We start from the raw sequence: 14,068 nt of genomic DNA, 5'->3' as shown, positions 1-14,068 counted from the left end.
TTCCGGTTCAGGGACCTGCGGTCTCCTCCGTGGGGCGGTTCTCCCGCGCCGCGTCCCCCGGACGTTCGGCCCGGGCCGCTTCGCCGATCCGCTGCTCGGAGTCGCGGAGGATCTCCGTCGCCTCGGCGCGGCGGTCCTCCCCGCCCTCCTCGACGCGCTCCTCCTCGGGGAGCGGCACGGCGCGGCTGTCGACCTGGTCGTTCAGCTCCTCGGGTCGCATACCCGCGCGATACCCGCGCATCACGTGCACTACCCCTCCCGATCGGAGCATGATCGAACGATGGCACGCGTCGTGGTCGTCGGAGCCACCGGTCACATCGGCTCCTACCTGGTGCCCCGCCTGGTGCGCGCCGGGCACGAGGTCGTCGCACTCAGCCGGGGAACGCGGGAGCCCTACCACGCGGCGCCCGAGTGGTCGCGCGTCGAGCGGGTCGTCGCGGACCGGGACGCCGAGGACGCGGCGGGCACGTTCGGGGCCAGGGTCGTGGCCCTCGAACCGGACGTCGTCGTGGACCTGGTGTGCTTCACACCCGAGTCGGCGGGCCGGCTCGTCGAGGCGCTGCGGCCGATCCGCCCGCTGCTCCTGCACTGCGGCACGATCTGGGTACACGGCCCCGTCCACCGCGTACCGGTCACGGAGGACGAGCCACGCACGCCGGTGGGCGACTACGGCATCGGCAAGGCCGCGATCGAGCGGCTGCTGCACGCCGAGACGCGCCGCGGCGGCGTCCCGAGCGTCGTGCTGCACCCCGGGCACATCACCGGGCCCGGCTGGCCGGTCATCACGCCCGCAGGCAACCTCGACCCCGCCGTGTGGCGGGCGCTCGCGTCGGGCGAGCCGCTCCCGCTCCCGGACCTCGGCCTCGGCGTGCTGCACCACGTGCACGCCGACGACGTGGCGCAGGCTTTCGAGCGAGCGCTGACGCGGCCCGCCGCGATCGGTTCGAGCTTCCACGTCGTCGCGGAGCAGGCGATGACCTCCCGCGGCCTCGCCCACGCGGTGGCGGGCTGGTTCGGGCGGGAACCCGCGCTCGACCTGGTCGACTGGCCCGAATTCGAGTCGCGGGTGGCGCCGGAGTACGCCCAGCAGACCCGCGAGCACGTCTCCCGCTCGATCAGCGCCAGCATCGAGCGCGCCCGCACGGTGCTGGATTTCAACCCGCGGTACCCGACCCTCGAAGCATTGCGGGAGGCCCTGGACTGGCTCGTCGCGAACGGGCGAGTTGATCTGAGCTAGCTGTCCAGCGCCGACAGGCCCTTCCAGTCGTCCCAGGACAGCGTCCAGTCCCAGATGTCGCCGTCGCGGGCCGAGAGCGGCACGTTCGTGCCGGTGACCTCGACCGGATCGCCGTAGAGCACCGAGTCGTAGTACGACTTGGCGTTGGCAGGGGAGAGGTTGATGCAGCCGTGGCTCACGTTCTCCGAGCCCTGCACCGATACCGTCCCCGGCTGGGCGTGGAGGAACTCGCCGTTGTTGCTGATCCGGACCGCCCACTGCATGTTCACGTCGTAGTCGAACTGCTGGCTCACCATCCGCCGCTCGGCGAACTTCTCGGTGACGACGTGCACGCCGGTGCGGGTGTTGCGCCGCGGGTCGGAGTCGAGCCCGTAGCTGGCCGGGAAGTCGAACACCTGCTGGCCGTCGCGGATGACGACGACATGGTGGCTGGTGGCGTCGGCCTTGACGATCTGCGACCGTCCGATCTCGAACGAGCTGGTGACGTCGGTCGCACCGTACTTGCCTCCGCCGTACGGCACGCCGAACAGGTCAGCGGTGACGGTGACCTTCGTGTGGGCAGGCCAGTACTCGCGCGGCCGCCAGTCCACGCGCGAACCGCCGCCCTCGTCGGGCAGCCAGCCCCACGATCCCTCGACGGGAACGGACGTCTCGACCGACAGCGCACGCTCCGCCGCCGCGCGGTCGTCCACGTGGTCGTTGAACTGGATCCGGATCGGCGCCGCGACCCCCACCGTGCGCCCGTCGCCGATGTTGATGGTGCCGCGTACGGTCTTGTTCGGCTTCAGCGTCGTGAACGAGCCCTGCACGGGCACCTTCGCGCCGTCGCGGCCGGTGGCGCTGCCGCTCCACGAGTACGTGGCGCCGAAGGCGAGCTCCGTCGTGCTGCTCCACTCGGTGCCGTCGGCGTTGGCCTCGCCCTCGACGGCCTTGCCGTCAGGACCGGTCAACGTGACGTCGTCGAGCTTGCCGTCCTTGACCGACACCGTGGCCGACGCTCGCGGGTCGACACCGGAGGCGTCCCCGCCGGGTGCGTACGCCAGCGTGGCGGGCGGTTCCAGCACCGGCGGAACGACCGCCTCCGTCACCCGGCCGGACTCGTCGGCGGTGGCGATCGTCACCACCCCGAGCGACCCGACCAGCACGACCGCCAGTGCGAGCAGGATCCTGCGCAAACCGAGTCCCCCTTGCCAGAGCTTCCCGCTGCTACAGACGCGCCGAAGCGGCCGCGGTTGTCCCCGCAGCGGGCCCCGATTCAGGTTACGCGCGGCTCAGACCCGACATCCCACGAGAACCGGTTCGGGGGACAGTGGCACTCCCCACTGTGACCGCACGCCGTCGCGCACCTCCCTGGCCAGCGCCAGCAACTCGGTGGTGGTACCCCCACCGCGGTTGGTGAGCGCGAGCACGTGCTTGCCCGAGAGCGCCACCCGTCCGCCGGGCCCTGGGTGGCCGCGCCGGAAGCCTGCGTGCTCGATCAGCCACGCGGCGGGCACCTTGGCCGTTCCGGGCCCGGCCGGGAAGCGGGGCGCATCCGGTGGCACCTGCCCCGCTGGCAGCACCGGGTTGGTGAAGAACGAGCCTGCGCTCCACGTGTCGTGGTCGTCGGCGTCGAGCACCATGCCCTTGCCGCGGCGCAGGTCGAGCACCGCGTCCCTCGCCACCGCCGCCGGCACCTGGGCACCCGGCTCGACGCCCAGTGTCCTGGCGAGCTCGGGATACCGGATGGGCGCGCTGACGCCGGTGCCGGGGAGCGCGAACCGCACGCGCAGCACCACGGCGTCGTCGCGACCTTTCAGCACACTGGTGCGGTAGGCGAGGGCCAGATCGGCGGCGGGGACTCCGGCGCGCACGGCACCGGTCCGCCGGTCGTACAGGTCGACGTCGACGAGCAGATCGGCGACCTCGACCCCGTACGCGCCGACGTTCTGCACCGGCGTGGCCCCGGTCCGCCCCGGGATCCCGGACAGGCACTCCAGCCCGCCCAGCCCGTCGGCGACGCAGGCCGCGACCACCTCGTCCCAGTCGGAGCCCGCCTCAACCGTGAGCAGCACCGAACCGTCCGGTCGCCGCTCGACCGCGTGTCCGGTGTTCGCGACGCGCACGACGGTGCCGGGCCAGCCCTGGTCGGCGATCACGACATTGGAGCCCCCACCGAGCAGCAGCAGCGGCTCCGCAGCGGCATCGGCGTCCCGCACGGCCTCCACGACCGCGTCCGCTGACGTCGCCTCGACGAACCGCCGGGCGGGGCCGCCCAGCCGGAGGGTCGTCAGCGGCGCGAGCCGCTGCGTCGGCGGCGGGAGCACGTCGGGTACGGGCACAGGCGCCAACGGTAAGGCAGAACCACGACCGGCTACCCGGTAGCCTCCGCTCATGTCCCGGCAGATCGACTTCCGGTCCGTCTCCCCTCACCCGGCGGACGAGGTCTACGCCACGATGGTCGACCCCGACTACCTGCGCGCCCGCCTCGAGCGGATCGGCGGGCCCGGTGCGAACCTCCTTGAGCACTCGGCCGACGTCCAGGGCGCGCGCTACCGGCTTCGGCTCGGCCTCGACGCCAAGGACCTGCCGGCGGTGGTGCGGAGCGTGCTGCCCGGCAACCTGACGATCGAGCGCAACGAGCGGTGGACCCGGCAGGACAGCGGCCGCTACCTGGGCGACGTCGACGTGACTATCCCGGGCGCGCCCGCGTCCGCCACCGGCGGCATGCGGCTGCGCGACCTGCCCGAGGGCGGCAGCGAGCTGAACGTGCGCGCGGACGTGCGGGTCTCGGTGCCCCTGATCGGAGGGAAGATCGAGGGCGTCGTCGGGGAGCAGGTGCAGAGGCTCCTCACGGCGGAGACGGCGTTCACCGACGAGTGGCTGGCCCAGAACGCCCGTTGACGGCGGAGGACCATCGTCTCGTGGACCCCACGGCCGAGCACCAGTACGTCATCACGCTGAGCTGCCCCGACACCACCGGGATCGTGGCCCGAATCGCGGGCTTCCTCGCCGACGCGGGCGGCTGGATCGTGGAGGCCGGCTACCACTCCGATCCCGGCACGGGGTGGTTCTTCACCCGGCAGGTCGTGCGGGCCGCGTCGCTGCCGTTCGGCGCCGAGGAGCTGCGGAAGCGCTTCGCCTCGGTGGCCGCCGAGCTGGGCGGGGACACGACGTGGACGGTCACCGACACCCGCGAGCCCAAACGCGTCGTCATGCTGGTGAGCGAGGAAGCCCACTGCATGCACGACATCCTCGGCCGCGTCGCCGCGGGAGAACTCCCGGTGCGCCTGGCCGCCGTGATCGGCAACCACGACCGCCTCGGCCCGATCGTCCGCGCGCACGGCGTGCCCTTCCACCACGTACCGTTCCCGCCGCCCGGCGGCGACCCGGAGACGAGGACCGCCGCGAAGGCGGCGGCGCTCGCCGAGGTGGGTGAGCTCGTGAACCAGCACGATCCGCACGCCGTGGTGCTCGCCCGCTTCATGCAGATCCTGCCGCCCGACCTGTGCAGGGCGTGGGCGGGGCGGGCGATCAACATCCACCACAGCTTCCTGCCGTCGTTCGTCGGCGCGCGGCCCTACCACCAGGCCTACGCCCGTGGCGTCAAGCTGATCGGCGCCACATGCCACTACGTCACGCCGGAGCTCGACGCAGGCCCGATCATCGAGCAGGACGTCATCCGGGTCGACCACAGCGACACCGCGGCCGACATGGTGCGCCGCGGCCGCGACATCGAACGGCTCGTCCTCGCCCGCGGGCTGCGCTGGCACCTGGAGGACCGGGTGCTGGTGCACGGCAACAAGACCGTGGTCTTCCCGTGATCAGGGGTCGTGAGTGGTTATGCGCGCTATGGCACGCGTAACCGCTCACGACCTGTCTCAGTGGCCGCGCAGGCGCTTCGGGCGGATGCGCACCGGCACCGAGTAGATCGACGCGAAGTTCTCCGCCGTCTGCCAGCCCTCCTTGATCAGGTGCCCGTACTTGGCCAGGTACTCGGGGTTCTCCGACACCGGTGGCTCGTCCGGGACGATCTCCGCGTCACCGGTCAGCACGACGATGTCCCCGCCGGCGCCGTTGCCGTCGAAGTGCAGCGCGACCCGCGGGTTGGCCCGCAGGTGGGCGAGCCGCTTCGCCTCGCCGTGGCTGTAGACGAGGATCGACGAGTCGTCCCACAGGAACCACACGGGCGCCGGTTGCGGCGTGCCCGATGCGTCGACGAGCGTGAGCCACGCGACGACGTCGTCGGTCAGGTGCCGTGCAGCGCGTACGCCGAACTCGGTGTCCGGGAGTGCGAAGGTCATGGTCGCCACAATGCCGCGCGGCGCCCGCGGATTCCCCGTCAGGCCGGCTTGATGTTGGCGTTCGAGCGCAGGACGTTGCGTGGGTCGTACACGGTCTTGATGAGCGCCAGCCGCTCGTACTTCGAGCCGTACGCCGCCCGGACCTGGTCGTCCTCGAACTCGGCCATCATGTTCACGTAGCTGCCCCTACCCGCGCTGAACGGGCGAAGGGCAGCCCACGTGGACCGCACCCACTGCCGCTCGTCGTCGAACATCTGCGGGTCGAGCGTGATGCCGCCGATCGCGGCCGCGTACCTCGCTGACCGGCTTCCGCCGAAGGCCGTGGCCTCGTCGGGCACGTCGCGGTACGCCCCACCGAGTGGGAACAGCAACAGCTGCGACATGGGGGATCTCTTCGCCCGGATGCTCGCCGCGATCGCGTCCACGGCCGCGTCGGTCAGATCCTCGAGGTAGAGGCCCTTCTCGTACGCGCGCACCCCCCACGGCGCACCGTCATCGAGCATCTGCTGGAGTGCCACGTACGGCATCGGCGTCACGAGCTCGAACAGCGGTCCGGCTTCCCGCAGCGGCGCGATCATGGCCGCGTGCTCGTCGGCCGCGCCGAATCCAGCCACCACGAGCGCGACACCTGGCGCGAAGTGCGCCTCCTCCGGCACGAACGGCGCGGGCGGTGCGTTCACGCAGGCGATGGCGCCGCCCGCGGTGCGTGGGCTGTCGACGAAGAACTTCCGGCCGAGCCGGATCGCCTCCTCCGCCCGGCCCAGCTCGAAGAAGAACATCCCGAGGTGGACGAGCGGGCCCACCGGGTGCAGCTGGAACTCGAACTCGGTGACCACGCCGAAATTGCCACCGCCTCCGCGCAGCGCCCAGAACAGATCCGGATACTCGTGCGAGCTCGCCCGCACGACGCGCCCGTCGACGAGGACGATCTCGGCCGAGATCAGGTTGTCGATGCTGAGCCCGGCCATCGCGCTGAGCCAGCCGAAGCCGCCGCCGAGGGTCAGGCCGGCGACACCGGTGTGGCTGACCGTACCGGCGGGCACGGCGAGGCCGTGCTCCTGGCAGGCGGCGTCGAGCTGCGCGAGTGATGCCCCACCCCCGCAGCGCGCCCGCCGCGCGACCGGGTCGACGACGACCGACGTCAGCGGGCTGAGGTCGATCGTGAGGCCGCCGTCGATCACGGCGGCGCCCGCGACGCTGTGACCGCCACCCCGCACGGCGATCTCGAGGCCGCACTCCTGCCCCCACCGCAGTGCCGAGGCGACGTCGGCAGCCGACGCGCAGCGGGCGACGACCGCGGGCGATCGATCGATGGCGCCGTTCCAGATCAGCGCGGCCCGGTCGTAGTCCGGGTCGTCCGGCAGCAACACCTGTCCATCGATCGCCGTACGCAGCGCATCGACCCGGCCGCTCATCGTGTTCGTCATACGCTCCCCCTAATGGTCTGTGCCGAAGGAGGAGCCAGCCCAGCCTTGCCTGATACCGGAAGAGGTCAGACGGGCTTGATGTTCGCGTTGCGATGGAAGAGGTTGCCCGGGTCGTACTCGGCCTTGATCTGCGCCAGCCGGCCGTACTTCGCCGGCCCGTACGACGCGCGGACGCGCTCGTCGTCCTCCAGCTCGGAGATGAAGTTGACGTAGCTACCCGCGTTTCCGGCGAGCGGGCGCAGCGCGTCCCATGTGGAGCGGGCCCATTCCCGGTCGGCGACGAACCGGTCGGGGTCGTTGCTCGCCCCCGAGACGTCGACGACGAAGTTGGGTGTACGCAGCCCGCCGTACGCGGTGGCGTCGTCGCCGACCTCGGACACGGCGCCGTGCAACGCGAACATCGGCATGAACGACAGCGGGTCGGTCTTCCCTGGCGCCCGCTCGGTCATGACCGTGATCGCGTCGTCGGTCAGCTCGGCGAGGTACAGGCCCTTGTCGTACATCCAGGTACCCGGCTGGAGCTCGGGGTCGAACAACTGCTGCATCGCCGTGTACGGCATCGGCGTGAGGAACTCGAACAACGGCGGGCACATCTCGCGGACGGCATCGATCGCGTGGGCGTGCTCGTCCGCGGAGCCGTAGCCGGCCACGAGGAGGGCGTGGCCGATCTTCCCGTGGTGCTCCTCGGGGACGAACGGCGCCTCAGGGGCGCTGAGCCCACCGCCGATCAGCATCCCGTAGTCGGAGGGCAGGGTCCGGGCGGCCTCGCGACATGCGCGCAACCCGTCCACCCCCCGCTCGACCTCCCAGAACAGCAGGCCGAACTGCACCTCGGGGCCGACCTGGTGCAGCCGGTACTCGAACGCGGTGACGACGCCGAAGTTCCCGCCGCCGCCGCGCAATGCCCAGAAGAGATCGGGTTCGTCGGACTCGGACGCCCGGACGACCCTGCCGTCGGCGAGCACGACCTCGGCCGACACGAGGTTGTCGATCGAGAGGCCGTGGCGGTTGGCGAGCCAGCCCATCCCGCCGCCGAGGGTCAGGCCGCCGACGCCGGTGTCGCTGAGCACCCCGCCGGTCACGGCGAGGCCGTGCTCCTGCGTGGCCGCGTCGACGTCGCCCCACGTCGCGCCGCCTCCGACCCGGGCGCGCCTGCCCTCCGGGTCGACCTGGACGGTGCTCATCGATCCCAGGTGGATCATCAGCCCGCCGTCGCCTGCCGATGCCCCGCTGAAGGAGTGGGCACCGCCGCGCACGGAGATCTCCAGCCCGTTCGCCTCGGCGAAGCCGACCGCGGCCGCGACGTCCGCCGCCGAGCGGCAGCACGTGATCACGGCCGGACGGCGGTCGAAGCTGCCGTTCCACAGCGCACGCGCCGTGTCGTACCCCGGGTCGCCCGGCGTCATCACGCCGCCCGCCACCATCGATCGCAGGCCGTCCACATTCCTCGTTGCCGCCATGACCGGACTCCCTCCGTGCGGCGATGAGGGATGGACTCGCTCATCGGCGAGGAAGGGTTACCGGTCCGGTGACGCCGAACGAGTGGTCCTGCGTACAGCGGGCCTTCCCGCTCAGCCGGGCACGATGTTGATGTTGCGGTGGAACACGTTGCGCGGATCGTGGGCGGCCTTGACCCGCTTCAGTCGCTCGTACTTGGACCCGTACGCGGCGCGCACGCGGTGCTCCTCGTATTCGGTCATCGCGTTGACGTACGTGCCGACACCCCTGCTGTGCGGTTGCAGCGCCGCCCACAGCGAGCGCGACCACTCCCGGTCGGCCGGCAGCAGGTCCGGCGTCGGGCTCGCGGCGATGCCGAAGATCGCGTACTGCGGCGAGCGGGTTCCACCGAACGCGGTGCCGAGCTCGTCCATCTCACAGAACGCCTGGTCGAGGCGGTAGATGAACACGATGGACATCGGCGACGTGCGGCGCCCGAGGTGGTCGACCAGCGCGTCGACCACGCCGTCGGTGAGATCGTCGACGTAGGTCGACTTCTCGTAGTAGTGCGCGCCGGCAGCGTTGCTCTCGTCGAGCATCTGCTGCAGCGCCACGTAGGGCATCGGGGTGACGTGGTCGAACAACGGCGGCAGTGCGGCACGCACCCGCGCGAGGGCAGAGGTGTGCTCCTCGGTGTCGCCGAAGCCGGCGAGCAGCAGCCCGATCCCCGGCCGGAAGTGGTGCTGCTCGGGGACGAACGGGGCCGGCGGCGCGGTCATCACGGTGATGATCACGTTGAGGGACCGCGGTAGCGCCGGGACCACCTCCCGGATCGCCCGCAACGCGTCCCCCGCCTGCTCCTCGCCCCAGAACATCAACCCGAAGTCGATCATCGGACCGACCGCGTGCAGCCGGAACTCGAACTCGGTCACCACGCCGAAGTTGCCGCCCCCGCCCCGTACCGCCCAGAAGAGGTCGGGGTGTTCGGTCGCCGAGGCGCGCACGATCCGGCCGTCGGCAGGCACGATCTCGACGGAGACGAGGTTGTCGATCGTGAGCCCCGCCTGCCGGGTCAGCCACCCCATCCCGCCACCGAGCGTCAGACCGCCGACCCCGGTGTGGCCGATCGCGCCGAGCGGCACGGCCAGGCCGTGCTCCTGGGTGGCGCCGTCCAGGTCCTTGAGCAGCGCGCCTCCGCCCACCCGGGCGCGCATGGCCTCGGGGTCGACGCTCACCTGGCACATCCCACTGAGGTCGATCACCAGACCGTCGTCGACCACGCTCTGGCCCGACATGCTGTGCCCGCCGCCGCGCACGGCGATCTCGAGTCCCTCCGCCTGCGCGAAGCGGACGGCCGCGGCGACGTCCTCCGCGGAACCGCAGCGGGCGATCAGGGTCGGCCGCCGATCGATGTCGCCGTTCCACACCGCCCGCGCCGCGTCGTACCCGGGATCCGATGGGTCGATGACCGGACCGGCCATCACAGCTCGGAGAGCGGCGGTGCCGCCTCCCACGGTCTGGGTCATAGCTCCTCCTGAGCTCGTGCTCGTGGCTGCATCTCGCTCAGGAGGGAGGCCCGCGTTAGCTCCCGGATACAGGAAGGCTCCACCTCCCCGTTCCGGACCACGCGAATGCACGAACGGCACGTTCGTCCGGAACGATCGGACGAACGTGCCGTTCGTGCAGGTAGCTCAGGCCACCGCGCTCACCGGCGCCGGTTCCAGCGCCAGCGCCAGCACCTCCGCCACGTCGGCCACCGGGTGTACCCGCAGCTCACCGCGCACCGACTCCGGCAGGTCGTCGAGGTCGGGCTCGTTGCGCTTCGGGATGATCACGTCGGTGAGCCCGGCGCGGTGGGCGGCCAGCAGCTTCTGCTTGACGCCACCGATCGGCAGCACCTTGCCCTGCAGCGTGACCTCGCCGGTCATGCCGACCGAGGACTTCACCGGCCGCCCGCTCGCGAGCGACGCCAGCGCGGTGGTCATCGTGATGCCCGCGCTCGGCCCGTCCTTCGGCACCGCGCCCGCCGGCACGTGGACGTGCAGCTTGCGCGTGGCCAGGTCACCGGCCAGTCCCTTCGACCGCAGGTAGGACAGCGCGATCGAGACGGACTCCTTCATCACGTCGCCCAGCTGCCCGGTGAGGGTCAGGCCCGAGTCGCCTTCCATGGCCGTGGCCTCGATGAAGAGCACGTCCCCTCCGGCCCCCGTCACCGCGAGCCCGGTGGCGACGCCCGGCACGGACGTCCGCTCGGCCGACTCCGGCGTGAACTTCGGCCGGCCCAGGTAGCCGACGAGCGCGTCGGCGTCGACGTGGACCGGTGCCTCGGCACCGGAGTCCAGATTCACGGCCACCTTGCGCAGGACCTTGGCCAGGCCCCGCTCCAGCTGCCGCACGCCGGCCTCGCGGGTGTACTCGGCCGCGATCATCGACAGCGCCACGTCGGAGAACTCGACGTCGGACGGCTCGAGGCCGGCCTTCTCGACCTGCCGCGGCAGCAGGTGATCACGCGCGATGGCGACCTTCTCCTGCTCGGTGTAGCCGTCGAGCTGCACCCACTCCATCCGGTCGGCCAGCGGGCCGGGGATGGCCTCGCCGACGTTGGCCGTGGCAAGGAACAGCACGTCGGACAGGTCGAGGTCGACCTCGAGGTAGTGGTCGCGGAACGTGTGGTTCTGCGCCGGGTCGAGCACCTCCAGCAGCGCGGCGGTCGGGTCGCCCCGGAAGTCGCTGCCGACCTTGTCGATCTCGTCGAGCAGCACGACCGGGTTCATCGCGCCCGCCTCGCGGATGGCCCGCACGATCCGGCCGGGCAGCGCGCCGACGTAGGTGCGCCGGTGACCGCGGATCTCCGCCTCGTCCCGGACACCGCCGAGGGCGACGCGCACGAACTTGCGGCCCAGCGCACGGGCGACCGACTCACCCAGCGACGTCTTGCCGACGCCGGGCGGGCCGACCAGCGCGAGCACCGCGCCGGAGCCGCGGCCGCCGACCTTCTCCATGCCCTTGCGGTCGCGCCGCGCGCGGACCGCGAGGAACTCGATCAGCCGCTCCTTGACGTCGTCGAGGCCTGCGTGGTCGGCGTCCAGGACCGACCGTGCCGCGACCAGGTCGTCGGTGTCCTCGGTGCGCGTGTTCCACGGCATGTCGAGGATCGTGTCCAGCCAGGTGCGGATCCAGCCCGACTCCGGGCTCTGGTCGGACGCCCGCTCGAGCTTCCCGACCTCGGTGAGCGCGGCCTTGCGCACGTGCTCGGGGAGGTCGGCGTTCTCCACGCGCGTGCGGTAGTCGGCGGAGTCGTCGTTCGAGTTCGGGTCGAGCTCACCCAGTTCCTTGCGGATCGCGGCGAGCTGCTGGCGCAGCAGGAACTCGCGCTGGGTCTTCTCCACGCCCTCGCGGACGTCCTGCGCGATCTTCTCCGAGACCTCCTGCTCGGCGACGTGCGCCTTCGTCCACTCCAGCAGCAGCTCGAGTCGCTTGACGACGTCGGTCTCGGCGAGCAGCTGCGACTTCTGCTCCAGGTCGAGGTACGAGGCCCAGCCCGCGGTGTCGGCGAGCTGGCCGGGGTCGGTGATCTGCTGCACCGAGTCGACGACCTGCCACGCGCCACGCTCCTGCAGGATCCCGATGACCAGGGCCTTGTACTCCTTGGCGAGCTCGGTCGTCCGGCCGGTCACGGGCTGGTCGGGCACCGGGGTGGCCTCCACCCACAGCGCGGCGCCGGGCCCGGTGACGCCGGAGCCGATCTGGGCGCGGCCCTCGCCGCGCACCACGGCCGCCCGCTCCCCGCTGGGCAGGCGCCCGACCTGCTCGAGCACGGCCACGGTGCCCACGGCGGGGTACTTGCCGTCGAGGCGGGGGACGACCAGGACCTTGCGGTCGACGCTGTTCGCTGCATCGACCGCTGCCTGGATCTCCGGCTCGTCGAGCCGGACGGGAACCACCATGCCGGGCAGCAGCACCGAGTCGGCGAGCGGAAGCACCGGCAGCTTCAGCGTCTCTGTCATGCCCTGCCCAACGCTTACACCGTTGTCGCCATTCCAGCGTTCAAGTACTTCCGCTGTCAGTGAACGCAGGAACCCTGAGCGAACTGGACTCAAGGCACTCCAGGCCTCATCGGAGCAACGCAGGCGCTTCCCGAGCACTTCCCGTGAACCACCTGGCGAGCGCCGTGTCGGGCCGATCCCCGTGCTCGCGACCCACCCAGCAGACGTAACCGTCCGGACGCACCAGCACCTGCCGCGCCGCATCGAGGTCGACGCCCACGGGCGAGCCGACCGCCCGGGCGGTGACCCGTTCGACGCCGTCGACGATCTCCTCCGCCGGGGTGAGCGGCGCGTCGAGGTCGAGGAGCAGCGCACGCCCGGCTCGCAGCAGCGCGCTGACGGTGGTGGTGCCGCCGTCCGTCGCGAGCGACAGGTCGACCATCCGGGAGCCGACGAGCGGGTCGGGGTCGCCGAGGTCGTAGCGGACCGCCAGGCCCGACATCAGCCCGGCAAGGTACCGGTTGCCGTCCGGGAGGCGGGCCATATCCGTCAGGATCTCCCGCAACGCCCTGCGGTCATCGGCGTCCGGCGGCGGGCTCATGATCACGCCCTGCGCCCGCACCGTCGCGAGGACGTGCGCGGCCACCGGGTGCCGCTCGTCGTGGTAGGTGTCGAGGAGGGTATCCGGGGAGCGCCCTGCCACCACCGCGGCGAGCTTCCAGCCGAGGTTCATCGCGTCCTGCAGCCCCAGGTTGAGACCCTGTCCGCCGACCGGCATGTGAATGTGCGCGGCGTCCCCCGCGAACAGAACGCGCCCGTGGCGGTACTCCGTGAGCTGGCGGCTCGCGTCGCTGAAGCGCGTGCCCCAGCGCAGCCGGCCGAGCACGGTGTCCGGGCCGTGGACGGCGACGAGCGCGGCCGCGACCTCGTCGGCGGTCACCGGCGCCGTGCGCGGGAGCTCGGCCTGCGGCGGGCCACCGAAGACGACGCGGAACCCGCTGGTGCGGCCGGCGTCCCCGTCCAGCGGGTGGAGCATCATCCAGTACCCGCCTGCGGTCCGGGCCAGCGTGCTGATGTGGCCGACGGAGCGGGACACGGTGTCCGACACCGAGGCGAGCTCGACATCAGCGCTGACCGCCGACATCGTGCCGGTCCGCCCCGGGAAGTCCGCGCCGACGAGCTTCCGGACGGTGCTGTGCCCGCCGTCGCAGGCCACGAGATAGCGGCCGCGCAGCCGCCCGGCGGAGACGGCCGCCTCGACGCCGTCGGCGTCCTGGACGAGGTCGAGCAGCTCGGTGCTGCGCCGAACCTCGACCCCGAGCTCGCGCAAGCGCCCCTCGAGGACGTCCTCCATGCGGTCCTGCGGGATCAGGATCCCGTCCGGGTAGCGGGTGCGCCACGGCCGCGCGTCGAGCGGGACCGGGAGGAACGCGAAGTGCCCGCCCACCGACTCCCGCGGGACGGCCCGCTCCGTGACCGCATCGAGCAGGCCACGCATCGCCAGCACCTCGGCGCTGCGCTGGTTGACCCCGCCGCCGCGCGACTGCCCGCTCGGCCCGGCCTCGCGCTCCACGACCGCGACGTCCACACCCGCCAGTGCCAGCTCGCTCGCGAGGAAGAGCCCGGTCGGCCCGGCGCCCACCACGATCACATCATGTTCGATAGTCACACCGAGAGCATAAGTACACCGAGTGCAGA

Annotated in this window: 12 protein-coding genes; 3 read left to right on the top strand and 9 right to left on the bottom strand. The window is 71.8% G+C overall.

Translation table 11 applies throughout. The annotated features are described in order from the left end of the window. Positions 1-7: 7 nt before the first annotated feature. On the bottom strand, positions 8-220 hold the full coding sequence (locus K1T35_RS03320) for a hypothetical protein (protein ID WP_220258712.1): 213 nt from the start codon (positions 218-220) through the stop codon (positions 8-10). A gap of 60 nt (positions 221-280) precedes the next feature. On the opposite strand from K1T35_RS03320, the gene K1T35_RS03315 reads away from it, so the two are divergent. Next, positions 281-1,237, top strand: coding sequence for an NAD(P)-dependent oxidoreductase (locus K1T35_RS03315; RefSeq protein ID WP_220258711.1), 957 nt, complete (start codon positions 281-283; stop codon positions 1,235-1,237). Here the strand turns inward: K1T35_RS03315 and K1T35_RS03310 are convergent. Next, positions 1,234-2,412 carry an Ig-like domain-containing protein gene (locus tag K1T35_RS03310; protein ID WP_220258710.1) on the bottom strand — a complete coding sequence of 393 codons (1,179 nt, stop codon included), beginning with the start codon at positions 2,410-2,412 and terminating at the stop codon, positions 1,234-1,236. The genes K1T35_RS03315 and K1T35_RS03310 overlap by 4 nt on opposite strands. A 96-nt stretch (positions 2,413-2,508) precedes the next feature. Then, positions 2,509-3,558: a UDP-N-acetylmuramate dehydrogenase gene (locus tag K1T35_RS03305; protein ID WP_255621540.1), complete on the bottom strand. Its 1,050-nt coding sequence runs from the start codon at positions 3,556-3,558 to the stop codon at positions 2,509-2,511. A gap of 52 nt (positions 3,559-3,610) precedes the next feature. On the opposite strand from K1T35_RS03305, the gene K1T35_RS03300 reads away from it, so the two are divergent. Then, positions 3,611-4,120: a DUF2505 domain-containing protein gene (locus K1T35_RS03300; protein ID WP_220258708.1), complete on the top strand. Its 510-nt coding sequence runs from the start codon at positions 3,611-3,613 to the stop codon at positions 4,118-4,120. 20 nt (positions 4,121-4,140) lie between these two features. Continuing rightward, a complete protein-coding gene (gene purU, locus K1T35_RS03295; protein WP_220258707.1) occupies positions 4,141-5,040 on the top strand; it encodes a formyltetrahydrofolate deformylase in 900 nt (299 codons plus the stop codon). Positions 5,041-5,097: 57 nt separating this feature from the next. Here purU and K1T35_RS03290 read toward each other — a convergent pair whose 3' ends face one another. From K1T35_RS03290 to K1T35_RS03265, 6 genes are all read right to left on the bottom strand, one after another. Continuing rightward, positions 5,098-5,520, bottom strand: coding sequence for a TIGR03667 family PPOX class F420-dependent oxidoreductase (locus K1T35_RS03290; protein WP_220258706.1), 423 nt, complete (start codon positions 5,518-5,520; stop codon positions 5,098-5,100). A 38-nt stretch (positions 5,521-5,558) separates the two neighbouring features. Then, positions 5,559-6,947 (bottom strand): FAD-binding oxidoreductase, encoded by a 1,389-nt coding sequence (locus K1T35_RS03285; RefSeq protein ID WP_220258705.1) that lies wholly within the window; start codon positions 6,945-6,947, stop codon positions 5,559-5,561. A 65-nt stretch (positions 6,948-7,012) separates the two neighbouring features. Then, on the bottom strand, positions 7,013-8,407 hold the full coding sequence (locus K1T35_RS03280) for an FAD-binding oxidoreductase (protein WP_255621539.1): 1,395 nt from the start codon (positions 8,405-8,407) through the stop codon (positions 7,013-7,015). A gap of 111 nt (positions 8,408-8,518) precedes the next feature. Further along, the gene (locus tag K1T35_RS03275) at positions 8,519-9,910 is read right to left on the bottom strand and encodes an FAD-binding oxidoreductase (protein WP_220258704.1); all 1,392 of its coding nucleotides are present in this window, start codon (positions 9,908-9,910) and stop codon (positions 8,519-8,521) included. Between the two features lie 165 nt (positions 9,911-10,075). Then, positions 10,076-12,391, bottom strand: coding sequence for an endopeptidase La (lon, locus tag K1T35_RS03270; RefSeq protein WP_220258703.1), 2,316 nt, complete (start codon positions 12,389-12,391; stop codon positions 10,076-10,078). A 106-nt stretch (positions 12,392-12,497) separates the two neighbouring features. Next, complete coding sequence (locus tag K1T35_RS03265; protein ID WP_255621537.1) at positions 12,498-14,039, bottom strand: FAD-dependent oxidoreductase; 1,542 nt, start codon at positions 14,037-14,039, stop codon at positions 12,498-12,500. Positions 14,040-14,068: the final 29 nt, after the last annotated feature.

Source organism: Pseudonocardia sp. DSM 110487, assembly GCF_019468565.1.
Classification (GTDB): Bacteria; Actinomycetota; Actinomycetes; order Mycobacteriales; family Pseudonocardiaceae; genus Pseudonocardia.
The sequence above is the reverse complement of the archived record's forward strand: the minus strand, read 5'-3'. Positions and strand labels throughout refer to the sequence as shown.

Excerpts from the sequence above, each read along its gene's own strand:
- K1T35_RS03320 (WP_220258712.1), bottom strand. The coding sequence starts at position 220 with ATGCGACCCGAGGAGCTGAACGACCAGGTCGACAGCCGCGCCGTGCCG.
- K1T35_RS03315 (WP_220258711.1), top strand. The coding sequence starts at position 281 with ATGGCACGCGTCGTGGTCGTCGGAGCCACCGGTCACATCGGCTCCTAC.
- K1T35_RS03300 (WP_220258708.1), top strand. The coding sequence starts at position 3,611 with ATGTCCCGGCAGATCGACTTCCGGTCCGTCTCCCCTCACCCGGCGGAC.
- K1T35_RS03290 (WP_220258706.1), bottom strand. The coding sequence starts at position 5,520 with ATGACCTTCGCACTCCCGGACACCGAGTTCGGCGTACGCGCTGCACGG.
- K1T35_RS03285 (WP_220258705.1), bottom strand. The coding sequence starts at position 6,947 with ATGACGAACACGATGAGCGGCCGGGTCGATGCGCTGCGTACGGCGATC.
- K1T35_RS03280 (WP_255621539.1), bottom strand. The coding sequence starts at position 8,407 with ATGGCGGCAACGAGGAATGTGGACGGCCTGCGATCGATGGTGGCGGGC.
- K1T35_RS03275 (WP_220258704.1), bottom strand. The coding sequence starts at position 9,910 with ATGACCCAGACCGTGGGAGGCGGCACCGCCGCTCTCCGAGCTGTGATG.
- lon (WP_220258703.1), bottom strand. The coding sequence starts at position 12,391 with ATGACAGAGACGCTGAAGCTGCCGGTGCTTCCGCTCGCCGACTCGGTG.